25 protein-coding genes are annotated in these 20,464 nt (G+C 68.6%); 12 read left to right on the top strand and 13 right to left on the bottom strand.

Translation table 11 applies throughout. From position 1 onward, the window contains the following. The first annotated feature begins 29 nt into the window (after positions 1-29). Complete coding sequence (locus tag NTM_RS23800) at positions 30-1,088, top strand: DUF4192 domain-containing protein (protein ID WP_163768416.1); 1,059 nt, start codon at positions 30-32, stop codon at positions 1,086-1,088. Positions 1,089-1,092: 4 nt separating this feature from the next. Here NTM_RS23800 and NTM_RS23795 read toward each other — a convergent pair whose 3' ends face one another. The 3 genes from NTM_RS23795 to NTM_RS23785 form a co-directional block, all read right to left on the bottom strand. Beyond that, positions 1,093-1,785, bottom strand: a complete 693-nt coding sequence (locus tag NTM_RS23795; protein ID WP_083146908.1) for an iron-dependent transcriptional repressor DtxR — start codon at positions 1,783-1,785, stop codon at positions 1,093-1,095. Between the two features lie 145 nt (positions 1,786-1,930). Next, positions 1,931-2,890, bottom strand: a complete 960-nt coding sequence (locus NTM_RS23790) for a sigma-70 family RNA polymerase sigma factor (protein ID WP_104861420.1) — start codon at positions 2,888-2,890, stop codon at positions 1,931-1,933. Positions 2,891-3,037: 147 nt separating this feature from the next. Beyond that, positions 3,038-3,436, bottom strand: a complete 399-nt coding sequence (locus tag NTM_RS23785) for a DUF3099 domain-containing protein (protein WP_104861421.1) — start codon at positions 3,434-3,436, stop codon at positions 3,038-3,040. Positions 3,437-3,542: 106 nt separating this feature from the next. Between NTM_RS23785 and NTM_RS23780 the strand changes: the two genes are divergently transcribed. Beyond that, complete coding sequence (locus NTM_RS23780; protein WP_083146905.1) at positions 3,543-3,779, top strand: DUF3039 domain-containing protein; 237 nt, start codon at positions 3,543-3,545, stop codon at positions 3,777-3,779. Here NTM_RS23780 and NTM_RS23775 read toward each other — a convergent pair. After that, a complete protein-coding gene (locus NTM_RS23775) occupies positions 3,769-4,743 on the bottom strand; it encodes a YihY/virulence factor BrkB family protein (RefSeq protein WP_104861422.1) in 975 nt (324 codons plus the stop codon). The genes NTM_RS23780 and NTM_RS23775 overlap by 11 nt on opposite strands. Positions 4,744-4,772: 29 nt before the next feature. Further along, positions 4,773-4,964, bottom strand: a complete 192-nt coding sequence (locus NTM_RS23770; protein ID WP_083146903.1) for a DUF7455 domain-containing protein — start codon at positions 4,962-4,964, stop codon at positions 4,773-4,775. A gap of 133 nt (positions 4,965-5,097) precedes the next feature. Here NTM_RS23770 and NTM_RS23765 point away from each other — a divergent pair, with 133 nt between their 5' ends. Next, the gene (locus tag NTM_RS23765; protein ID WP_163768413.1) at positions 5,098-5,457 is read left to right on the top strand and encodes a DUF952 domain-containing protein; all 360 of its coding nucleotides are present in this window, start codon (positions 5,098-5,100) and stop codon (positions 5,455-5,457) included. An 87-nt stretch (positions 5,458-5,544) separates the two neighbouring features. Next, entirely contained in the window at positions 5,545-6,327 is a 783-nt protein-coding gene (locus NTM_RS23760) for a hypothetical protein (protein ID WP_104861424.1), read from the top strand. A gap of 6 nt (positions 6,328-6,333) precedes the next feature. On the opposite strand, the gene NTM_RS23755 is transcribed toward NTM_RS23760, so the two are convergent. From NTM_RS23755 to ppgK, 3 genes are all read right to left on the bottom strand, one after another. Continuing rightward, positions 6,334-7,461 carry a methyltransferase gene (locus NTM_RS23755; RefSeq protein ID WP_163768411.1) on the bottom strand — a complete coding sequence of 376 codons (1,128 nt, stop codon included), beginning with the start codon at positions 7,459-7,461 and terminating at the stop codon, positions 6,334-6,336. A gap of 39 nt (positions 7,462-7,500) precedes the next feature. Further along, on the bottom strand, positions 7,501-8,904 hold the full coding sequence (locus NTM_RS23750; protein WP_232079824.1) for an RNA polymerase sigma factor: 1,404 nt from the start codon (positions 8,902-8,904) through the stop codon (positions 7,501-7,503). A 220-nt stretch (positions 8,905-9,124) separates the two neighbouring features. Further along, positions 9,125-9,940: a polyphosphate--glucose phosphotransferase gene (gene ppgK, locus NTM_RS23745; protein WP_163768405.1), complete on the bottom strand. Its 816-nt coding sequence runs from the start codon at positions 9,938-9,940 to the stop codon at positions 9,125-9,127. Positions 9,941-10,048: 108 nt separating this feature from the next. Here ppgK and NTM_RS23740 point away from each other — a divergent pair, with 108 nt between their 5' ends. Beyond that, a complete protein-coding gene (locus tag NTM_RS23740; RefSeq protein ID WP_163768402.1) occupies positions 10,049-10,918 on the top strand; it encodes an inositol monophosphatase family protein in 870 nt (289 codons plus the stop codon). Between the two features lie 15 nt (positions 10,919-10,933). Here the strand turns inward: NTM_RS23740 and cei are convergent, their stop codons facing one another. Next, positions 10,934-11,590, bottom strand: a complete 657-nt coding sequence (cei, locus tag NTM_RS23735; protein WP_161499444.1) for an envelope integrity protein Cei — start codon at positions 11,588-11,590, stop codon at positions 10,934-10,936. A 175-nt stretch (positions 11,591-11,765) separates the two neighbouring features. On the opposite strand from cei, the gene NTM_RS23730 reads away from it, so the two are divergent. Then, on the top strand, positions 11,766-12,068 hold the full coding sequence (locus NTM_RS23730) for a DUF4193 domain-containing protein (RefSeq protein WP_003933994.1): 303 nt from the start codon (positions 11,766-11,768) through the stop codon (positions 12,066-12,068). A 28-nt stretch (positions 12,069-12,096) separates the two neighbouring features. On the opposite strand, the gene NTM_RS23725 is transcribed toward NTM_RS23730, so the two are convergent. Beyond that, positions 12,097-12,579 carry a DUF3093 domain-containing protein gene (locus NTM_RS23725; RefSeq protein WP_083146295.1) on the bottom strand — a complete coding sequence of 161 codons (483 nt, stop codon included), beginning with the start codon at positions 12,577-12,579 and terminating at the stop codon, positions 12,097-12,099. A 25-nt stretch (positions 12,580-12,604) separates the two neighbouring features. On the opposite strand from NTM_RS23725, the gene dut reads away from it, so the two are divergent. Further along, complete coding sequence (dut, locus tag NTM_RS23720) at positions 12,605-13,069, top strand: dUTP diphosphatase (protein WP_104861430.1); 465 nt, start codon at positions 12,605-12,607, stop codon at positions 13,067-13,069. A gap of 29 nt (positions 13,070-13,098) precedes the next feature. After that, positions 13,099-13,842 carry a DUF3710 domain-containing protein gene (locus NTM_RS23715; RefSeq protein WP_163768399.1) on the top strand — a complete coding sequence of 248 codons (744 nt, stop codon included), beginning with the start codon at positions 13,099-13,101 and terminating at the stop codon, positions 13,840-13,842. A gap of 3 nt (positions 13,843-13,845) precedes the next feature. Here the strand turns inward: NTM_RS23715 and NTM_RS23710 are convergent, their stop codons facing one another. Beyond that, positions 13,846-14,565, bottom strand: coding sequence for an alpha/beta hydrolase (locus NTM_RS23710; RefSeq protein WP_163768396.1), 720 nt, complete (start codon positions 14,563-14,565; stop codon positions 13,846-13,848). A gap of 143 nt (positions 14,566-14,708) precedes the next feature. Here NTM_RS23710 and NTM_RS23705 point away from each other — a divergent pair, with 143 nt between their 5' ends. Together NTM_RS23705 and NTM_RS23700 are read left to right on the top strand one after the other, a co-directional pair. Continuing rightward, a complete protein-coding gene (locus NTM_RS23705) occupies positions 14,709-15,080 on the top strand; it encodes an OB-fold nucleic acid binding domain-containing protein (protein ID WP_104861433.1) in 372 nt (123 codons plus the stop codon). After that, a complete protein-coding gene (locus NTM_RS23700; protein WP_163768394.1) occupies positions 15,077-15,787 on the top strand; it encodes a DUF3159 domain-containing protein in 711 nt (236 codons plus the stop codon). Before NTM_RS23705 ends, NTM_RS23700 begins: the two co-directional genes overlap by 4 nt. On the opposite strand, the gene NTM_RS23695 is transcribed toward NTM_RS23700, so the two are convergent. Both NTM_RS23695 and NTM_RS23690 read right to left on the bottom strand, forming a co-directional pair. Beyond that, positions 15,784-16,452 (bottom strand): potassium channel family protein, encoded by a 669-nt coding sequence (locus tag NTM_RS23695; RefSeq protein WP_104861435.1) that lies wholly within the window; start codon positions 16,450-16,452, stop codon positions 15,784-15,786. The two genes, NTM_RS23700 and NTM_RS23695, sit on opposite strands and share 4 nt — an antisense overlap. A gap of 19 nt (positions 16,453-16,471) precedes the next feature. After that, the gene (locus NTM_RS23690) at positions 16,472-17,146 is read right to left on the bottom strand and encodes an NAD-binding protein (protein WP_179963983.1); all 675 of its coding nucleotides are present in this window, start codon (positions 17,144-17,146) and stop codon (positions 16,472-16,474) included. Positions 17,147-17,235: 89 nt separating this feature from the next. Between NTM_RS23690 and NTM_RS23685 the strand changes: the two genes are divergently transcribed. Then, complete coding sequence (locus tag NTM_RS23685) at positions 17,236-19,239, top strand: APC family permease (protein WP_197746368.1); 2,004 nt, start codon at positions 17,236-17,238, stop codon at positions 19,237-19,239. Next, positions 19,236-20,456, top strand: coding sequence for a class I SAM-dependent RNA methyltransferase (locus NTM_RS23680; protein ID WP_163768390.1), 1,221 nt, complete (start codon positions 19,236-19,238; stop codon positions 20,454-20,456). Before NTM_RS23685 ends, NTM_RS23680 begins: the two co-directional genes overlap by 4 nt. The last annotated feature ends 8 nt before the right edge of the window (positions 20,457-20,464 follow it).

Genomic DNA, 20,464 nt, shown 5'->3' with positions numbered 1-20,464 from the left:
ACGTCGGCACCGGTTGCGAGGTTGGCGGTATGTCCTCACCACATCACCCCGGAAATCATCCCGACACCTCGCTCGACTGTCCCGGCGCGTTGATCGCGGCGCTGCCCGCGGTTCTCGGCTTCATACCGGTGGCCTCACTGGTCGTGCTCACCGCCGCCGACGGCGAGCTGGGCGCGGTCCTGCGCGGCGACCTGTCCGAACAGTCGCCGCAGCGGCTTCGTGAGCTGGCCGAGCTGGCCGCGGCGTCGGGGGCTGAGATCGCGATCGCGGTCGTCGTCGACGACGAGGGCGCCGGGTGCCCGTCGTGCGTCGACGAGCACCGCGGACTGACCCGGACGCTGAGCGCCGAATTGGCGCGCCGCGGCGTCGAATTGGTGGCGGCCCACGTCGTCCCCGAGGTCGCGGCCGGGGCGCGCTGGTACTGCGTGGACGGCTGTGGCCGGTCGGGCGTGGTCGACGACCCGACAGCGTCGCCCACGGCGCTGGCCGCGGTACTGGACGGTCGCCGGCTCTACACCCGGCGCGAGGATCTGGTGGAGGTCGTCGCGACCAGAGATCCCGCGCGTACCGCGATGCTGGAGACCGTCATCGGGTCTGCGCGGCCGCCGGACCGGATGCGGCCGGACTCGGCGGCGCGCCGCGACATCGAACACGCGCTGGCCTGCGCCCGGCGCTACGAGGCGGGGGAGCCGTTGACCGACACCGACCTCGGCCGGCTCGCCTGGGCGTTGACCGACACGCGGGTGCGCGACACTCTCTACGCGCTGGCGGTCGGCGACGGTGCGGGGCCGGCCGAGTCGCTGTGGGCAGAGCTGTCGCGCACCCTGCCGGAGCCGTGGCGGGTGGAAGCGCTGGTTTTGCTTGCCTTTTCGGCGTATGCGCGCGGTGACGGCCCGCTCGCGGGTATCTCGCTGGACGCGGCACTGCGGGGAGCACCGAACAGGATGGCCGCGATGCTCGACCAGGCGTTGCAGGCCGGGATGCGGCCCGAGCAGATCCGCGAACTGGCAACCACCGGCTATCGGCTCGCCAAGCAGCTGGGCGTGCAACTGCCCGCGCGCCGGATGTTCGGGCGGCGGGCAGGCTAGCGAATCAGACCTTTTCGACCTTGACCGCGTGGGCCATCTCGTGCGGCAACTCGACCTGCTCGTGGCCGGGGATGACGATCATGACGCCGCCGTGGTCGTTGGTCTCCACCGTCACACGGGCATTCGGCACGACGCCGGCGTCCTTGAGCCGGGCGATCAGCTCGACGTCGCCCTGCACGTGCTCGGTCAGCTGGCGCACCACCACCGCGACGGGCATGCCGGCGGGTAGTTCGGTGAGCCGGACCAGGCTCAGTGCCTCGTCGCTGAGATCGTCGCCGACACCGAGCTCGGACAGGCCCGGGATGGGATTGCCGAACGGAGAGGTGGTGGGGTTGTTGAGGACCTGCACGAGGCGCCGTTCGACGTCGACGCTCATCACGTGCTCCCAGCGGCAGGCCTCGGCGTGCACTTCCTCCCACGGCAGACCGATGACGTCGACGAGAAGGCGCTCGGCGAGCCGGTGCTTGCGCATCACCGCGACCGCGAGCGCGCGGCCCTTGTCGGTCAGTTCGAGATGCCGGTCACCGGCGACGTGAAGCAGGCCGTCGCGTTCCATCCGGGAGACGGTCTGGCTGACGGTGGGGCCACTCTGCTCGAGACGCTCCGCGATGCGCGCGCGCAGTGGGATCACGCCCTCTTCCTCGAGGTCGTAGATCGTCCGCAGATACATCTCGGTGGTATCGACTAGATCGTTCATTGCACACCCTCCGTCCCACAGGAGTCTACCGGCCGCGCAGGCCCACAGCGGTCCTTCCTGACGCGACACGGGTTACACCACGGGCGACGGAAAAGGCCCGCCGAAGTTCTCGGCGGGCCTTTCGCAGTCGATGCCGGCGGGTCGCTCAGCTGGCGTAGGAGCGGAGCCGGTCGGCGCGCTCACCGTTGCGGAGCTTGGCCATAACTTCGCGCTCGATCTGGCGGACCCGCTCACGGGACAGCCCGAACAGCTTGCCGATCTGGTCGAGCGTGCGCGGCTGGCCGTCGTCGAGGCCGAAGCGCAGCCGGATGACCTGCTGCTCGCGCTCGTCGAGCGTGGCCAGCACGTAGCGGATGTCGGTGTGCAGGAGCTCGGAGATCACCGCGTTCTCCGCCGACATGGCCTCGGCGTCTTCGATGAAGTCGCCCAGCGGGGCCTCCTCGTCGCTGCCGACGGGCATGTCGAGGCTCACCGGGTCGCGGCTGTGCTCGAGCAGGTCGGTGATCTTCTCCACCGGGATGCCGGATTCCTCGGCGAGTTCCTCGTCGGTGGCCTCACGGCCCAGGTTCTGATGCATCTCGCGTTTGATCCGCGCGAGCTTGTTGACCTGCTCGACCAGGTGGACGGGCAGCCGGATGGTGCGGCTCTGGTCGGCCATGCCTCGGGTGATGGCCTGTCGGATCCACCACGTCGCGTACGTCGAGAACTTGAATCCCTTGGCGTAGTCGAACTTCTCCATCGCGCGGATCAGGCCCAGGTTGCCCTCCTGGATCAGATCCAGCAGCGGCATACCGCGCCCGGTGTAGCGCTTGGCCAGCGACACCACCAGCCGGAGGTTCGCCTCCAGCAGATGCCGCCGCGCCGCCTCACCGTCTCGAACCACCGCAGCGAGGTCACGCTTGCGGTTTTCGCCCAATCGCTTCTTCGTCGCCAGCAGATGCTGCGCGTAGAGACCGGCCTCGATCCGCTTGGCCAGCTCGACTTCGTCGGCGGCGTTGAGCAGAGCGGTCTTTCCGATGCCGTTCAGGTATACGCGCACCAGGTCAGCGGCGGGGCTTTGAGCATCCAGATCTTGGTCGATGCGGCTGGTGGTGGCATTTGCCATGACGGCCTCCTGATCGGGTGGAACTTTCACGAGCTACAACGCCCGGAGCGGGCAAAGAGTTCCCACCTTTTCGGAGGTTCACACGTCCTGATCTGCGGTTTTCAGACCCTGACCTGAGAATGTGCTGAGAATAGGCCCAGAAGCCGCTCAGCCGGCGGTCTCACCGCGCGCATCGCGGCTGCCTGGTTGCGGCGCGCCGGGATGGTGCTGCTCGATAGCGGGGCGCTCGGCCGTCGGGAACAACGGGATCCTGCGGGGTGCGTCGTAGCGGCGGGGCTCCTCGGCGCTGCGCGGCGGCCGGTCGTTGGCGATCAGCACCGCCATCCACGGCAACGGGATCGAGACCACGATGATCGCCAGCGAGATCAAGCCGTTGTGCCAGATGCTGTAGGCGACGGCGGCCAGCACCAGTGCCGGGATCCGGAACGCCATCAGCGTCAGGTACTTCCGGACCCGTTGGCGGTGCTGTTCCTCGTAGGCGAGCGCGGCCCGGGTGATCAGAACCGGGCGGCCCTCGTCGTCGAAACTCAGTTCGGAGTCACGCACTAGATCAGTGGTTCAATCCGGCGTTCATACCTCCACTGTTCCACATGTCGGCGCAGGTGTGCCCATCGCGTTTCTTACCGATTGATGGCCAGGCAGAATAGGGGCCATGGACACCCAGACGATCGAACGCACCGACACCGACGAACGCGTCGACGACGGGACTGACAACGACACTCCCAAGTTCTTCCACTACGTCAAGAAGGACAAGATCGCCGAAAGCGCGGTGATGGGCACCCACGTCGTCGCGTTGTGCGGCGAGGTGTTCCCGGTGACCCGTTCGGCGAAGCCGGGTTCCCCGGTGTGCCCCGACTGCAAGCGGATCTACGAACAGCTCAAGACGTAGCGCCGCTGCCATTCCCGTTGCGTGATTCGGCTTTGGCCTTGAGCCAGAACCGCAGCCGGGTGGCGTGGGTGTCGGGCGCGGGCCATTCCTCTTCGATGGCGGCATTCAGTTCGGCGCCGATCATGATCGCGAAGCCGAGGAAGAACGCGAACAGCAGGAAAGCGATCGGCGTCGCGAGCGCGCCGTACGTGTATCCGGTGCTGGTGATCCACGTCAGGTACACCCGCAGGCCCCAGGTCGCGATCAGGAAGACGACCGCGGCGAGCACCGATCCGAGCAGAAGCCGGTGCGTCGGCAGCGGTTTCGGAAGCGACACCCTGTAGAGGATGTTCACCGCGATCACCAGCGCGACGAACAGCACTGGGTAGTAGGCGAAGCGCAGGCCGGTGTCCCAGCTGTCGGGGATGAACTCCGCGACCTTGCGCGGACCGAGTGCCAGAAACGGCGCGGTGATGATGGCGCCGATCAGCATCACCACGTAGAGGCCGAGCGCGTAGAAGCGCTGCCGGACCGGGTGTCGCAGCGGTGTCTGGTCGTGGGCTTCGGTGATCGAGTCGACGAACGCCGAGATCGCCGATGAGCCCGCCCACAACGAGATCACGAAACCGAGCGAGACCACCTCGCCCCGGGCGCCTTGGACGATGTCGCGCACCGTCGGTTCGATGATCTCGCCGACGACGTTGGGGGAGAAGAACCTTCCCGCGAGGCTGATGAGCTGGTTCTCGATGGTCGGCAGTGTGTCCGGGCCGAACAGGGGGGCGATGTAGGCGAGGCTGCCGAGCATGCCCAGCAGCAGTGGTGGCAGTGACAGCGCGCACCAGAAGGCAGCCTGAGCCGACTCGGAAAAAATCGAATCGTCCCAGCTTTTGCCCAACGTTCGGGCGGTGATGTGCCGGATGTGGTGGCGCGATGGCCTGGCTTTCGCGGGAGGCCGTCCCGGCGGCAACGCTGTCTGGTCACTCATGACCAGAACAGCATTGCCGATGGGTGGGACTACGGCTGCAGCGGGCTCACTTCGATGACCGCGGCGAGCTCGATGAGCCTGGCCTCGTGCTCGTTGGCGTGATGCTGGCAGAACAGCAACTCACCACCCGAGGGAAGCTTGGCCCGTACCCGGGCCGCGGCCCCACAACGGTCGCAGCGATCAGCCTTGGTCAATTCAGGGCTGGTGAGCGTTGCGGTCATGGCACCTCCATTGGGTGGTAGCGACGTACATCTACTCTGTCAGACGCTTGGGGATCCAGCCTTGTTCCCCGGGGGTTTACCGGTGTGTCGTGTCTCACGGATGCCGGCGTTACCGAGACAGGGGTGCACGCAAATGGGTTCGCAGCCAGACGTCCTCGTCCACCTGTGCACCGAACAGGAGTGGGCTGCCGCCCAGCGCACCGGATCTCACGAACCGGACTCGCTGCGGACCGTCGGTTTCGTGCATCTGTCGAGTCCAGCGCAGGTGCACCTGCCGGCGAACCGGCTCTACGCCGGCCGTTCCGATCTGGTGCTGCTACGCATCGATCCCGCACGCGTGGGCTCTCCTGTCCGCTGGGAGCCGGGGGTCCCGACCGATCCCGATGGCATGGTGTTCCCACATCTGTACGGTTCTCTACCTGCCGAAGCTGTGATCAGTGTCACCACATACCGGCCGGACGACGACGGCCGATTCGCGCCGCTCGACGCGTGATCCGCGGCGCCGCGGGTAAAGAGTGGCATTCTCATTTGTGACATAGGACGCTGCCACGGCGCGGCGTGACTCAATACACTGCCTGCCGTGGGCATCATCTTTGGTTTCGCGCCGTGGCTCGTCTACTGGGTTCTCGTCGGCAACGTCCCGTTCCCCACCGCCGTGCTGATCGCACTCGCGGTGTCCGTGGCCGCGGTGGTCGCGGCGCGGGTCTCCGGATCGCCGGGGCGCACGCTGGAGGCCGGCGCCGTCGTCGTGTTCGCGATCCTCACGGTGCTCACCTTCACCGTCAGCGCGTCGTTCATGGAGCAGTGGCTGCAGCCGCTGAGCAATGCGGGCATCTTCGTCGTCGCGTTGGTCGGTGCGCTCATCGGGCGACCCTTCATCCGGGAGTTCGCCGTGGTGGGTCAGCCCAAGGAGGTCATCGAGAACGAGACCTTCCAACGCATCACGTCGGTGCTGACGTGGATCTGGATCGCCGCGTTCGCCGGTATGACGCTGTCGTCGGCGATTCCACCGATCGTGGACGGCGACGCGACCATCCTGGACACCGAGACGCCGCTGTCGTTCGTCTGCTACTGGGTGGTGCCGTTCGCGCTGCTGGCCGTCGCGGCGTTGCTGACGCGGATCCTGCCGGACCGGATGGTGCCGCCTGCGGAGGAGATCGTCCGCAAGACCACCTTCGTCGCGTTCGCCGAAGCCGAGATCGACCAGCTGATATACCTGGCCACCGAGCACGCCAACCGTGAGGTCGGCGCGGGCAAGGAGGCCTACGACATCAGGATCGGCTCCAAGGGCGTGCCACTCGTCGGCGACGAGACCCGCGAGTCCTGGCCGTCGACCTACAAGGTGCGCGAGCGGAAGCGCTGACCCGGGCTAGATCGCGCGGGCCTCCAGGAGTGACAGCGGGCTCACCGTCGGGATCACCCGGCGCAGCTCGAAACCATTGGCGCGCAACAATTCCGAGTACTGAGCTCGAGTGCGTTCCTTGCCGTGCAGCATCAGCAGCATCTCCAGGTCGAGCATGTGCCCGATGAACGACGTGGCCCGGGGCGGAAGCACCATCTCCAACAGCAGCAGGGTTCCGCCGTCGGCGATCGCGGCGCGGATGTTGCGCAGGATCGTCGCGCTGTCCGCGTCGTTCCAGTCGTGGATGACGTTCTTCATCACGTACAGGTCGCCACCCGAGGGCACCGAGTCCAGGAACGAGCCGCCGGTGACCGTGCACCGGTCGGCGACACCGGCCGCGGTCAGCAGCGGCGGCGCTCCCGCCACGACAGCGGGCAGGTCGTAGAGGACCCCTGCAGCCGCGGGCGCGCTCTGCAGGATGCGGCTCAGCACCGCGCCGTGTCCACCACCGACGTCGACGATCAGCCGGGCCGCGGTGAAGTCGTAGGCCTGCAAGGCGATCTCGTTGGACAAGCCGCTGACGGCGGTCATCGCATCGTTGAACACCGCCGCGAATTCCGGGTCGGTGTCGAGGTATTCGAAGAACGGCATGCCGCGCAGCATGTCGGCGGCGGGTTGGCCGGTCTGCACCGAGTACGACAGCGCGCCCCAGTCCGCCCAGCGGGCCGGATGGCCGATGAACAGCACCATGTCGCGCAGGGATCCCTCGCTGTCGGAGCGCAACGCGTCACCGACGGCGGTGAGGGCGAAGCGACCGTCGCGGCGCTCCCGCAGCGCCCCGCGGCTGGCCATCGCGCGCAGCAGCCGGTGCACGGCGTCGGGATCGGCACCCACCCGCACCGCGACGTCGGCGGCCCGCATCGGGCCCGAGGCCAGACAGTCCGGGATGCCGAGCTTGGCGGCGACGTAGAGCACCTGGGTGGTCCACGCGCCGGTGGCGAGTTCCAGCAGGGCGATGTTCCCGGGAACCATCGAGCGGTGGATGCGGGCCAGCCCGGCCCGCGCGATATCCAGGGCACGGATCAGCCGGGCGGGCGGAACCCGTTTCGGTGCCGACGGCGCCGACGCGGGTGCGGCGACCAGTTGCTGTGTCATGCGGCGACCGTAGGGCGGCCGCCTTAATTAATTCTTGGACTAGTCCAGGTAGTCGCGCAGCACCTGAGAACGGCTGGGGTGGCGCAATTTCGACATCGTCTTGCTCTCGATCTGACGGATGCGCTCGCGCGTCACGCCGTAGACCTGACCGATCTCGTCGAGGGTGCGCGGCTGGCCGTCGGTGAGGCCGAACCGCAGCCGGACCACGCCGGCCTCGCGCTCGGACAGCGTCTCCAGCACCGACTGCAGCTGATCCTGCAACAACGTGAACGACACCGCGTCGACGGCCACGACCGCCTCGGAGTCCTCGATGAAATCGCCGAGCTGCGAATCGCCCTCGTCGCCGATGGTCTGGTCCAGCGAGATCGGCTCACGCGCGTACTGCTGGATCTCCAGCACCTTCTCCGGCGTGATGTCCATCTCCTTGGCCAGCTCTTCGGGAGTGGGCTCGCGGCCCAGGTCCTGAAGCAGCTCACGCTGGATGCGGCCGAGCTTGTTGATGACCTCGACCATGTGCACCGGGATGCGGATGGTGCGGGCCTGGTCGGCCATCGCGCGGGTGATGGCCTGACGGATCCACCAGGTGGCATAGGTGGAGAACTTGTAGCCCTTGGTGTAGTCGAACTTCTCGACCGCGCGGATCAGGCCGAGGTTGCCCTCCTGGATCAGGTCCAGGAACGCCATGCCGCGGCCGGTGTAGCGCTTGGCCAGCGACACCACCAGTCGCAGGTTCGCCTCCAGCAGATGGTTTTTCGCGCGGTCACCGTCGCGGCAGATCCACATGTAGTCGCGGCGCTGGGCGGTGGTGAGCTTCTCGCCGCGCTCGGCCATCTCGGCCATCAGCTGGGTGCAGTACAGGCCGGCCTCGATGCGCTTGGCGAGCTCGACCTCTTCCTCGGCGTTGAGCAGCGCGACCTTGCCGATCTGCTTGAGGTAGGCGCGCACCGAGTCCGCCGAGGCGGTGAGCTCGGCGTCCTTGCGGGCCTGCCGCAGCGCCTCGGACTCCTCTTCGTCCCAGACGAAGTCGCCGGAGGCCTTGTCCTTCTCGGACGGCTCCGGCAGCGAGTCGTCCTCGTCGGTCGCCTTGGCCGCCTTCGCGGCCTTCGGCGCCGCCTCGCCCTCGTCGGCGTCGTCGTCGGACTCCTCGGCGGCGTCGTCCTCGACCTCGATGTCGTCGAGTTCCAGGTCGCCGTCGTCGACCAGGTCGTCGCCGGGTTCGATGTCCTCGGTGGCCTCGACGTCGTCGGTGGCCAGATCGTCGTCGACGGCACCGGGCTCGGCGGAGGTGGCCTTCTTGGCGCGAGGCTTGGTGGCCTTGGCGGGCGCGCCCTTGGCGGCCTTCTTCGCAGGCGCCTTCTTGGCGGCTGCCTTCTTGGCGGGGGCTTTGGCGGCGGTGCGCTTCACCGGCTCGTCGGTTGCCGGGCTTGCCTTGGTCGCTGCCACGTACACCCTTTCGGTCGTGCGGGTCTCGGCGCGCACGCGTGCGCCACCGAAAGTTCGGCTATGTCGATTGTCGGCGTCGATCTCAAAGCGTCATGTCGGGGTCGGCTGAATCTCCCCGTCGCTGTCTGGTCGTTGGCCGCCGTCGACCATTGTAACGACAGTCTGGGTTGCGGCTGACCACAGCGGCAAATCTGACCGCTGTGCGAGCACGCCGAAACGACTACTTACCGGTTGCCGTGACGTCGAACTCGGCGGCCATCGCCGCACCGACGATGCCCGCGGTGTTCTGCAGCGTGGCCGCGACCACGGGCACCCGGTTCTGCAGTAGCGGAATCCACTTGTCGGCCTTGCGGCTGATCCCCCCACCGGCGATGAACAGGTCCGGCCAGATCGCGTTCTCGATGGCGACCAGCACTTTTGTGACCTCACGGGTCCACCGCTCGTACGTCCATTCCTTGCGTTCCTTCACCGAGCTCGCGGCGCGATGCTCGGCTTCCTTGCCGCCGACCTCCAGGTGGCCGAACTCGGTGTTGGGCAACAGCACCCCGTTGTGGATCACCGCCGAGCCGATCCCGGTGCCGAACGTGAGCAGCACGATCACGCCGGTGTTGTCGCGTCCGGCACCGAATTTCTCTTCGGCGAGTCCCGCCGCGTCGGCGTCGTTGAGCACGGTGACCGGCTGCCCGTCGAGCTCGGCGGAGATGACGTCCCTGGCGCTGCGTCCGATCCAGGCCTTGTCGACGTTCGCGGCGGTGCGCACGATCCCGTCGGAGACCACGCCCGGGTAGGTGACCCCGAGCGGGCCGGTCCAGCCGAAGTGCCGGACGACCTCGGCGATGGTCTTCGCGACAGCTTCCGGGGTGGCCGGCTGCGGGGTCAGCAGTTTGAACCGCTCGCCGATCAGCGCCCCGGTGTCGAGGTCGACGATGCCGCCCTTGACGCCGCTGCCGCCGACGTCGACCCCGAATGCTCGGCGGTGACCGGTGGACCCTGGTTCGGTGGCCGCAGCTGCGGTCGATGACTCGTCGGCGGTCATGCGGGCTCCTCTGCGCAGGTGGGCGACGAACGCGATGCCAACCCTATCGGCTGACCAATTGTCATGGGGGCCGGTCGCGCATCCCCTGCGGCGCCCACCGGCCCCCGGATGTGCTGCGATGGACCGGTGAGCGATACGAACCCCGGCACAGATCCCGCGCTGCTCCGTGAGGTGGCCGAGCAACTCGCGACCGAGGCCGCCGAGTTCGTGCGCCGCCGTCGCGGTGAGGTGTTCGGCCGGGGCTCGGCGGACACGGACGGGGCGGTACGGGTCAAGAGCAGTTCGACCGATCCGGTGACCGTCGTCGACACCGAGACCGAGCGGCTGCTGCGCGACCGGCTGGCGCAGTTGCGTCCCGGCGACGCGATCCTCGGTGAGGAGGAGGGCGGCGCCGTCGGCGCCGCACCCGGGCAGCTCACCTGGGTTCTCGACCCGATCGACGGCACGGTGAACTTCCTGTACGGGATCCCCGCGTACGCGGTGTCGGTCGGGGTGCGGCGCGACGGCGCCTCGGTCGCGGGCGCGGTCGCCGACGTCGCCGCCGGGTCGGTGTACTCCGCCGCGCTCGGTGGCGGGGCCAGGGTCCGGCACGGCGACGTGGTCACCGAGCTGCGGTGCTCCAATGCGGCCGATCTGTCGACCGCATTGGTCGGTACCGGGTTCTCCTACGACCGCGAGCACCGTCGGCGTCAGGGCGAGATCATCGCGGAGCTGCTGCCGCAGGTGCGGGATCTGCGCCGGATCGGTTCGTGCGCACTGGATCTGTGCTCGGTGGCCGCAGGCCGGCTGGACGCGTACTTCGAGGACGACGTCCACGTCTGGGATTGGGCCGCAGCCGCGCTGATCGCCGCCGAGGCGGGCGCGCAGGTTCGCCCCCCGGAATCGACGCAGGGCGGTGGCCGGATGGTCGCGGCCGCGCCGGGGATCCGCGAGCAGTTCGAGGCCGCGCTGGCGCGCGCCGGAGCGCTGGACGTCTAGCGGCGCCGGCTGAGCTCAGCAGGTGCCGGTGTGGGCCTTGACGAGCAGATCGGGATCGGCGGGCTGGGTCGCCTCCGGCATCAGGCTCGACAGCACCGCGTCGATGTCGTCGCTGTGGGTCAGCTCGGTGAAGTCGGTGCCGATGGCCAGATCGACGGTGTCGTCGGTACGGCCGTCCTGGAACAGCTCCGTGCACGGCGCGACGAGCCACAGCGAGGCCGCCGCGGCCCGCCCGGCCGGACCGAACCGGATCTGGCCCTGGCACTGCAGCCGCGCGGAGGCGTAAATCGGGTCGTTGGCCGCCTCCGGATCGGTGAACCCGAGATCGCGAAGCTCACCGGCGACCGCGCCGGCCTGCCCGCCCTGGCCGCTGGCGTTGAGCACGCGGATCCTGGTGTCGGCCAGTTTGGCCGGCGTCACGTCGAGCATCGTCGACCGGGAGACCTGTTCGCCGAGGTCGGGCACCGGGGCGTTGGGCTCGGTGGGTGCGGGCGGCGGGTTGCAGACCGCGGCCTGGGGCACCTCGGGTGGCCGCGACAGCGCGATCATCCAGACCATCAGGGCGGCGACCGCCAGGCACCCGAACATCACGATGCCGGGGATGACATTGCGACGGCGGAACGGGCGTCCGTGTTTGTCGAACGCCGTGCCCTCGGTGATTTGCGCGACCACGTCCAGCACTCTAGAGCCCGCCCCACCAGGGCACCGACCGGCTCTACAACCATCGAGATCTGTACTGTGATGTAAATCACAGTAGAATGGGTGTCATTCCGGGCACGAATCATTTGGCGGCAGCGTTCGACGCTGGTACAAAGCACTGCTGCAACGCTTCATGGAGGGGACAGGTATGGCCACCGACTACGACGCCCCAAGGCGCACTGAGACTGATGACGTCTCTGAGGATTCCCTAGAGGAACTCAAGGCACGGCGCAATGAAGCGCAGTCAGCTGTCGTCGACGTCGACGAATCCGAATCCGCGGAAAACTTCGAACTACCGGGAGCCGATCTCTCCGGTGAGGAGCTCTCGGTCCGGGTGATTCCCAAGCAGGCGGACGAGTTCACCTGCTCGAGCTGCTTTTTGGTGCACCATCGCAGCCGTCTCGCCAGCGAGAAGAACGGCATGATGATCTGCACCGACTGCGCCGCCTGACGGCGGCTTCCGCCGGGTTCTCGCTGCGCTAGCTGATGAGCGCGGCGAGAACCTTGTCCGGATGTCTCGCGCTGATCAACCAGTACGGCGTGGGGTCATCCGGATCGTCGAGAACCAGCAGAACCATCGGGCCGATCCAGCTCTTGTGCACCACGTACGCGGCCGGGTCCAGCTGGCGCCCCAGGGCCGCCGATTTCGCCGATTTGGGCACCACCGCCGACCGCGACACCACCGAGGCGGGCAGATGGGCGTTGCCCACCCACAGTTCCGTTTCCGCGCCGTCGCCACCGGACACCACGCGCACCTCGGTCCTGCCGAGCGCGACCAGCACGACCGCGGCGACAGGCAGCAGCACGGCGTAGGGCAGCCAGTCCGGCAGCGCGCTCACGCCCTGGTCGACCTCCAGCGCGATCAACGCGGCCATGCCCAGGCCGGGCAGCCACCACCACAGCGGCACCCACAATCGCTCGCGGTAGCGGACGGATTGGGCGGTGGCGCGCGTCTCGGACACGCGGTTCAGAGTAATCTCTGACGTCGTGTCCACCTCTCTGGCGGTCGTTCGTCTCGACCGCGACCTTCCGATGCCCAGCCGGGCGCATGACGGCGACGCGGGCGTCGATCTCTACAGCGCCCAGGACGTCGAACTGGGCCCGGGGCAGCGGGCGCTGGTACCCACCGGCGTCGCGGTGGCGATTCCGCACGGCATGGTGGGACTCATTCATCCGCGCTCAGGACTGGCTGCGCGCGTTGGGCTTTCGATCGTCAACAGCCCGGGCACCGTCGACGCGGGCTACCGCGGTGAGCTCAAGGTGTGCCTGATCAACCTCGATCCCGCCGCCCCGATCCACATCAGCCGCGGCGACCGGATCGCGCAGCTGGTGGTGCAGCGCGTCGAACTGCCGGAGCTGGTCGAGGTCACCTCGTTCGACGAGGCGGGGCTGGCCGATACGACTCGCGGCGACGGTGGCTACGGGTCCTCGGGCGGACATGCCAGTCTGTAGGTAGCGGCGACAGCGCGCCAGGAAGAACGATGGGTAGACACCGGAGCGAGAGCGAGAGGGCGGACATGCCCGAGGAGGTGACGTCGGTGGACACCGATGAGGTGCTGGAAGGCCCGTTCGACATCGAGGACTTCGACGACCCGGCGGATGCCGCGGTCGCGCGGCTCGACCTGGGCTCGGTACTGATTCCGATGCCCGAGGGCGGCCAGGTTCAGGTCGAACTCAACGAAGCGGGCACACCGAGCGCGGTGTGGGTGGTGACGCCGTACGGGCGCTTCACGATCGCCGCATACGCCGCGCCGAAGTCGGCCGGGCTGTGGCGCGAGGTTGCCGGGGAGCTGGCCGACTCGCTGCGCCGTGACGCCCCGAAGGTCAGCATCGAGGACGGGCCGTGGGGCCGCGAGGTCGTCGGCTCGGCCGGTGAGGGATCCGCCGTCGTGCGGTTCATCGGGGTCGACGGCTACCGCTGGATGGTCCGCTGTGTGGTCAACGGTGCGTTCGAGCAGATCGACGTATTGTCCGAGCAGGCGCGAGATGCGTTGGCCGACACCGTGGTACGCCGTGGCGATACGCCGCTGCCGGTGCGTACGCCGCTGCCGGTGCAGCTGCCGGAGCCGATGGCCGCCCAGCTGGCCGCGGCGCAGCAGCAGGCCGCGGCCGCGCAGCAGCAGCAGATGGCCGCCCAGCAGCAGCAGGAGCCGCCGCAGCCGAATGCCCGCCGCACCACGGAGGGATCGGCGATGCAGCAGCTGAGGACTATTACCGGCGGCTGACGGTCAGGCCCGGCTCTGGGCCTCCCGCAACGCGGCCAGGCTCATCGCTCCAAGGATGCCCGGGTCCGCGCCGATCTCGTCGAGCGTGACGGTGCGCAGTGCTCCGCAGGGCGCCGCGGACGCCCACTCGACCCCGATCTCCAGCGGGTGCACCGCGTCGTCGGTTGCCGACACCACACCCAGCGGGGCGGTCAGCGTCTCCAACTGCACGGCGGTCGGCGCCGTGTAGCTCGCCGCCTCGTCCATCGCGTCCGGCAGCGACGGCCACTGCCCGAGCCACGACCGGGACAGCTCGTCGGCCAGCCAGCGCGGGCTGCTCGCCCGCATCTGCGCGGTCGCCGACACCAGGCCGTCGCGGCGCAGCAACTCCGCCGAATATCGGGCGGCGTGCGCCGCAGGGGCGGTATCGGGTTCGCCGGTCCAGGCGGGCAGCGCCGCCAGCACGGCGAGCGCGTGGCCGGGGTGGCGCAACGCCCATTCCACCGCCACCGCGGCGCCGATCGACACTCCGCCGACGGCGATCGGCGCGCGGTCACCGGCCAGCCACGCGTCGGTCAGCTCCTCCCGATAGCCGTCGAGCAACCGGTCGGGCTGCGGTCGCGGCGCCACCACTACCGCGCCTTCCTGGTGCAAAGCTGTGGAAAACGCCCGGTAGACGAAGTCGTCGTCGGATCCGGTACCGGGCAGCAGCACCGTGGTGACACCGCGAAGATTGACCGCCATGTTTTGATCGTGCCTGGTCGGGGAAGCCCGCTCGCCGAGACCCACGCAACACCCCTGACGTAGTTAGCACTTCGGAACCAACAGGTCTACCGTGGCGTTGGTCAAAGGGAAGCCACAGAGGCTTGGCAGAAGGTGGAGAGGCCATGGCTACGGCCGAGGGATATCTTCGACGGCTCACCCGCCGGCTCACCGAAGATCCGGAACAATTCGACGTCGCGGAACTCAGCGACGAGGCGGCCAGCACAGGCGCTCAGAAGGCGATCGACTGTCAACGCGGGCAGGAAGTCACCATGATCGGCACCCTGCGCAGCGTCGAGTGCAACGGCAAGAGCTGCGCGGGCGGCGTCAAGGCCGAACTGTTCGACGGCACCGACTCGGTGATGCTGGTGTGGCTCGGCCAGCGCCGCATCCCCGGTATCGAGTCAGGGCGCACCCTGAAGGTGCACGGCCGGGTCGGCAAGCTCGACAACGGTTCGAAGGCGATCTACAACCCCCACTACGAGATTCAGAAGTGAGCGACCCCGGCACCGAACCGGGCACCCAGACCCCACCGCCGCGAGGCGCGGCCGTCCTGGAACAGATGGGCGGCATCAGCGGCCTGATCTACTCGTCCCTGCCGGTCCTGGTGTTCGTCCCGGTCTCCTCGGCATTCGGCCTGATGCCCGCCATCGGCGCGGCACTGGGCGTGGCAACCCTGATCCTGATCTGGCGGCTCTACCGCCGCGACACCGTCCAGCCCGCCGTGTCCGGATTCTTCGGTGTCGGCATCAGCGCGCTCATCGCCTACCTCGTCGGCGCCTCGAAAGGCTACTTCCTGCTGGGCATCTGGACGTCGCTGCTCTGGGCGGTGGTGTTCGCGCTGTCCGTCGTGATCCGCAGGCCGGTGGTCGGCTACATCTGGGGCTGGGTGGCCACCCATGACCGCCGCTGGCGTGAGGTCCGCGGTGCGGTGCTCGCGTTCGACGCGGCGACGCTGGTGTGGGTGGCGGTGTTCGCGGCCCGCTTCGTCGTGCAACACCACCTGTACGACGCGGACCAGACGGGCTGGCTCGGCGTCGCCCGCATCGCGATGGGATGGCCGCTGACGGCGGTCGCCGCGCTGGTGACCTACCTGGCCATCCGGCGGGCCCAGCGGGCCGTCCGCGCGGCCGGCCTCGACGCCAGTGCCGACTCTGAGGCGGCCGACCCTGAAGCCGACGACGCGGCGCGCAGAACGACCTAGGAACGCTGCTGCGGGTTCAGCAGCAGCGTGCGCAAGTCCTCCTCGGCCTCGGCGGCTGTCACGAACAGCAGCTCGTCACCGCCCTCCAGCGGCTCGTCGCGCTCCGGCACGATCACCCGCGGACCCCGCAGGATCGTGACCAGTGTCGCGTCGCGCGGCAATTCCAGGCGTTTGACGGGCTTACCGCCCCACGGGGTGTCGTCGGGCAGCGTGATCTCGACCAGGTTGGCCTGCCCCTTGCGGAATTCCATCAGCCGCACCAGGTCTCCGACCGAGACCGCCTCCTCGACCAGCGACGCCAGCATCCGTGGCGTGGACACCGCGACGTCGACACCCCAGGCCTCGTCGAAGAGCCATTCGTTGCGGGGGTCGTTGACCCGCGCGACGACCCGCGGGACCGCGAACTCCGTCTTCGACAGCAGGCTGAGCACGACGTTGGCCTTGTCGTCGCCGGTCGCGGCGATCACCACGTCGAAGTCCTGCAGGTTCACCGACTCCAGCAGGCTGAGCTCGCACGCGTCCCCGAGGCGCCAGTGCGCGGCCGGGATCGCGTCGACGTCGATGTGGTCGGGATCGCGCTCCAGCAGCGTGACCTCGTGGGCATCGACGAGTTCGCGGGCGATGGAGCGTCCGACTGCGCCCGCGCCGGCGATGGCGACCTTCATGCGACCGTCACCTCCCGTGTCATCGGTCCTCCGCGTCCTCGGCCGGCGGCAGCGCCGCGATGGCCAGCGCCTCGGCGATGTGGCCGGAGATCGCGGCGAGGTAGACCTGGTCGCCGGCCTGGATGACGGTCTTGGCGTCGGGCAGCAGGCCCGCGCCGAACCGGATCATGAACGCGACCCGCCCGGCGGTGGCGGCCTCCAGTTCGGGGATGCGTCTGCCGACCCAGTCCTCGTGCAGCGCCAGCTCGGTCACCCCGACGTTGCCGGTGGGGTCGCGCCATTTGGTGGTCTCGGTCTCGCGGGTCAGCACGTTGAGCAGTCGGTCGGTGGTCCACGGCACCGTGGCCACGGTCGGGATGCCGAGCCGTTCGTAGACCGCGGCGCGTTTGGCGTCGTAGATGCGGGCCACCACCCGCTGCACGCCGAACGTCTCCCGCGCCACCCGCGCCGAGATGATGTTGGAGTTGTCGCCCGAGGACACTGCGGCGAACGCGGCCGCGTCCTCGATGCCGGCTCGGATCAGCACATCCCGGTCGAATCCCATACCGAGCACGCGTTCGCCCGAGAAGTCGGGGGAGAGCCGGTGAAACGCGGTGCTGTCGCGGTCGATCACCGCGACGTCGTGCCCGATCCTGGCCAGGCTGTCAGACAGGGACGCGCCCACGCGGCCGCACCCCATCACCACTACGCGCACTCTGTGGGTCCTTTCCGACCGGGCCTGCTGCAAACCAGTGCACCCGAACGCTACCGCTTTCCGACGGCCGGTGGCCGTCAGGCTTACTCTTGGCAGTCGTGTCCAAGCTTTCGACCGTCACCCGGCGGTTGCTGTTGGGCCGGCCGTTCCGCAGCGACAGGTTGTCGCACACGCTGCTCCCGAAGCGGATAGCGCTGCCGGTCTTCGCCTCTGATGCCCTCTCCTCGGTCGCCTACGCACCCGAGGAGATCTTCCTGGTGCTGTCGGTGGCCGGCCTGGCCGCCTACTCGATGGCGCCGTGGATCGGGCTGGCCGTCGCCGGGGTGATGCTGGTCGTGATCGCCAGCTACCGGCAGAACGTGCACGCCTACCCGTCCGGCGGCGGCGACTACGAGGTGGTGACCACCAACCTCGGTCCCACCGCGGGGCTGACCGTGGCCAGCGCGCTGCTGGTCGACTACGTGCTGACCGTCGCGGTGTCGATGTCGTCGGCGATGTCGAACATCGGCTCGGCGGTGCCGTTCGTCAACCAGCACAAGGTGTGGTTCGCGATCATCGCGATCCTGGTGCTGGCGGCGCTGAACATGCGCGGTATACGGGAATCCGGAACCGCTTTCGCGATCCCGACATACGCGTTCATGATCGGCATGTTCATCATGCTGGGCTGGGGGTTCTTCCAGATCTACGCACTCGGCACGCCGCTGCGCGCCGAGTCCGCCGATTTCGAGATGCACTCCGAGCACGGCGACATCCTCGGGTTCGCGCTGGTGTTCCTCGTCGCGCGGGCGTTCTCGTCGGGCAGCGCCGCGCTCACGGGTGTCGAGGCGATCAGCAACGGCGTGCCGGCGTTCCGGAAACCGAAGTCCCGCAACGCCGCCACCACGCTGCTGATGCTCGGCGCGATCTCGATCTCGCTGTTCATGGGCATCATCATGCTGGCCAAGGCGACCGGGGTGCAGATCGCCGAACGCCCGCTCGAACAACTCGGCGGGGCGCCGGCCGACTACCATCAGCGCACGCTGATCGCGCAGCTGGCCGATGCGGTGTTCCACGACTTCCCGGTCGGGCTGTATCTGATCGCCGGTGTCACCGCGCTGATCCTGGTGCTGGCCGCCAACACCGCCTTCAACGGATTCCCGGTGCTGGGATCGATTCTCGCCCAAGACCGTTACCTGCCGCGCCAGCTGCACACCCGCGGGGACCGGCTCGCGTTCTCCAACGGGATCCTGTTCCTGGCGTTCGGTGCGATCGCGTTCGTGGTGGCGTTCCAGGCCGAGGTGACCGCGCTGATCCAGCTCTACATCGTCGGGGTGTTCGTGTCGTTCACGCTGAGCCAGATCGGCATGGTGCGGCACTGGACCAGGCTGCTGCGCACCGAGACCGACCCGGGCGCCCGGCGCCGGATGGTCCGGGCCAGGGTGACAAACACCATCGGATTCGTCTGCACCGGAACTGTTCTGGTGATCGTCGTGGTGACCAAGTTCGTCGTCGGCGCGTGGATCGCGATCCTGGCGATGGCCGCGCTGTTCGGGATCATGAAGCTGATCCACCGCCACTACGCATCGGTCAGCGCGGAACTGGAGGCGCGTGCGGAGGAGATCGACGACCTCGTCCTGCCCAGCCGCAACCACGCGATCGTGTTGGTCTCCAACGTCCACATGCCGACACTGCGCGCGCTTGCCTACGCCCGGGCCACCCGGCCGGACGTGCTGGAGGCGATCACGGTCAGCGTCGACGATGCGGAGACCCGCCAGCTGGTGCACAAATGGGAGCACAGCGACATCAGCGTGCCGTTGAAAGTCATCGCCTCGCCATACCGCGAGATCACCCGTCCGGTACTCGGCTACGTCAAGCGCCTGATCAAGGATTCCCCGCGCACCGTGGTGACGGTGTTCATCCCGGAGTACGTGGTGGGTCACTGGTGGGAACAGCTGCTGCACAATCAGAGCGCGCTGCGGCTCAAGGGCCGGCTGTTGTTCGAGCCCAATGTGATGGTGACCTCCGTCCCGTGGCAGCTGTCGTCGTCGGAACGACTCAAGAAACTGGCGCCGCAGTCCGCGCCGGGTGACGCACGTAGAGGATTTCTCGAATGAGCGGCGACGAACTGGCCGACGAACTGACGTTGACGACGGTGGCCCCTGCCAACGGGGGCAGCTGCATCGCCCGCCACGACGGGCGGGTGGTGTTCGTCCGCTACGCGCTGCCCGGGGAGACGGTGCGGGCCCGGCTGGTCGGCGACCGTGGCTCCTACTGGAACGCCGATGCCGTCGAGATCCTCGAGCCGTCTGCGGACCGTATCGATTCGCTGTGCCCGATCGCGGGTGTCGACGGCGCGGGCTGCTGCGATCTAGCCTTCGCCGACCCCGCCGCGGTGCGCCGGATCAAGGGTGCGGTGGTCGCCAACCAGCTTGCCCGCCTTGGCGGTTACCGCTGGCGCGAGGAAGCCGACGCCGCCGCCGAGCCGGTCGGCGAACAGGGTGCGACCGGCTGGCGAACCCGGGTGCGGCTGGACACCTCCGCCGACGGCCGGGCCGGCTTCCACCGCTACCACAGCGCCGACCTGGTGCACCGGCTCGACTGTGCGCAGCTTCCGCCCGGAATGGTCGACGGCCTGGCCGAGCGGCGCTGGCACCCGCACTCGGCGGTGCACGTCGTGCTCGACGACGACGGCCACCGGCACGTCGTGGTCGCCGGCGCGCAGGGCAGCGGGCAACGCACGACCGCCGTCGAGGGCGACTACGAGGCGGTGCAGCGCGTCGGAGACCGCACCTGGCAGGTGCCGGCGACGGCGTTCTGGCAGGCCCACCGCGACGCCCCCGCGCTCTACAGTGCGCTGATCACCGAATGGGCGCACCTGCAGGCCGGGATGACGGCGTGGGACCTCTACGGCGGCGCAGGCGTTTTCGCCGCCGCTCTGGCACGCGGCGTCGGCCCCGGCGGGCGGGTGCTGACCGTGGACACCTCCCGGGGGGCGTCGCGCTCGGCGCGCGCCGCGCTGGCCGATCTGGACAACGTGTCGGTGCGCACCGATTCGGTGCGCCGCGCGCTGGCGGCCCAGCCCGCCCGCGCCGACGTCGCGGTGCTCGATCCGCCCCGCACCGGTGCAGGCCGCGAGGTGATCGATCTGCTGTCCGCCGCCGGTGTCCCGCGCATCATCCACATCGGTTGTGAGGCTGCCTCTTTCGCACGCGACGTGGGCCTTTACCGCAAACACGGGTATGACGTCGAGGAACTGCGGGTATACGACTCGTTCCCACTGACGCACCACGTCGAATGCGTCGCCGTGCTGCAGCGGCCCGCGGACGCCTAGGATGACCA

The sequence above is a fragment of the Mycolicibacterium parafortuitum genome (assembly GCF_010725485.1).
In the GTDB taxonomy this organism is placed as follows: Bacteria; Actinomycetota; Actinomycetes; order Mycobacteriales; family Mycobacteriaceae; genus Mycobacterium.
This window is presented reverse-complemented; position numbering and strand designations above follow the sequence as displayed.

Excerpts from the sequence above, each read along its gene's own strand:
- NTM_RS23800 (WP_163768416.1), top strand. The coding sequence starts at position 30 with ATGTCCTCACCACATCACCCCGGAAATCATCCCGACACCTCGCTCGAC.
- NTM_RS23795 (WP_083146908.1), bottom strand. The coding sequence starts at position 1,785 with ATGAACGATCTAGTCGATACCACCGAGATGTATCTGCGGACGATCTAC.
- NTM_RS23790 (WP_104861420.1), bottom strand. The coding sequence starts at position 2,890 with ATGGCAAATGCCACCACCAGCCGCATCGACCAAGATCTGGATGCTCAA.
- NTM_RS23780 (WP_083146905.1), top strand. The coding sequence starts at position 3,543 with ATGGACACCCAGACGATCGAACGCACCGACACCGACGAACGCGTCGAC.
- NTM_RS23775 (WP_104861422.1), bottom strand. The coding sequence starts at position 4,743 with ATGAGTGACCAGACAGCGTTGCCGCCGGGACGGCCTCCCGCGAAAGCC.
- NTM_RS23770 (WP_083146903.1), bottom strand. The coding sequence starts at position 4,964 with ATGACCGCAACGCTCACCAGCCCTGAATTGACCAAGGCTGATCGCTGC.
- NTM_RS23765 (WP_163768413.1), top strand. The coding sequence starts at position 5,098 with ATGGGTTCGCAGCCAGACGTCCTCGTCCACCTGTGCACCGAACAGGAG.
- NTM_RS23755 (WP_163768411.1), bottom strand. The coding sequence starts at position 7,461 with ATGACACAGCAACTGGTCGCCGCACCCGCGTCGGCGCCGTCGGCACCG.
- ppgK (WP_163768405.1), bottom strand. The coding sequence starts at position 9,940 with ATGACCGCCGACGAGTCATCGACCGCAGCTGCGGCCACCGAACCAGGG.
- NTM_RS23740 (WP_163768402.1), top strand. The coding sequence starts at position 10,049 with ATGTGCTGCGATGGACCGGTGAGCGATACGAACCCCGGCACAGATCCC.
- NTM_RS23730 (WP_003933994.1), top strand. The coding sequence starts at position 11,766 with ATGGCCACCGACTACGACGCCCCAAGGCGCACTGAGACTGATGACGTC.
- NTM_RS23715 (WP_163768399.1), top strand. The coding sequence starts at position 13,099 with ATGGGTAGACACCGGAGCGAGAGCGAGAGGGCGGACATGCCCGAGGAG.
- NTM_RS23710 (WP_163768396.1), bottom strand. The coding sequence starts at position 14,565 with ATGGCGGTCAATCTTCGCGGTGTCACCACGGTGCTGCTGCCCGGTACC.
- NTM_RS23705 (WP_104861433.1), top strand. The coding sequence starts at position 14,709 with ATGGCTACGGCCGAGGGATATCTTCGACGGCTCACCCGCCGGCTCACC.
- NTM_RS23695 (WP_104861435.1), bottom strand. The coding sequence starts at position 16,452 with ATGAAGGTCGCCATCGCCGGCGCGGGCGCAGTCGGACGCTCCATCGCC.
- NTM_RS23680 (WP_163768390.1), top strand. The coding sequence starts at position 19,236 with ATGAGCGGCGACGAACTGGCCGACGAACTGACGTTGACGACGGTGGCC.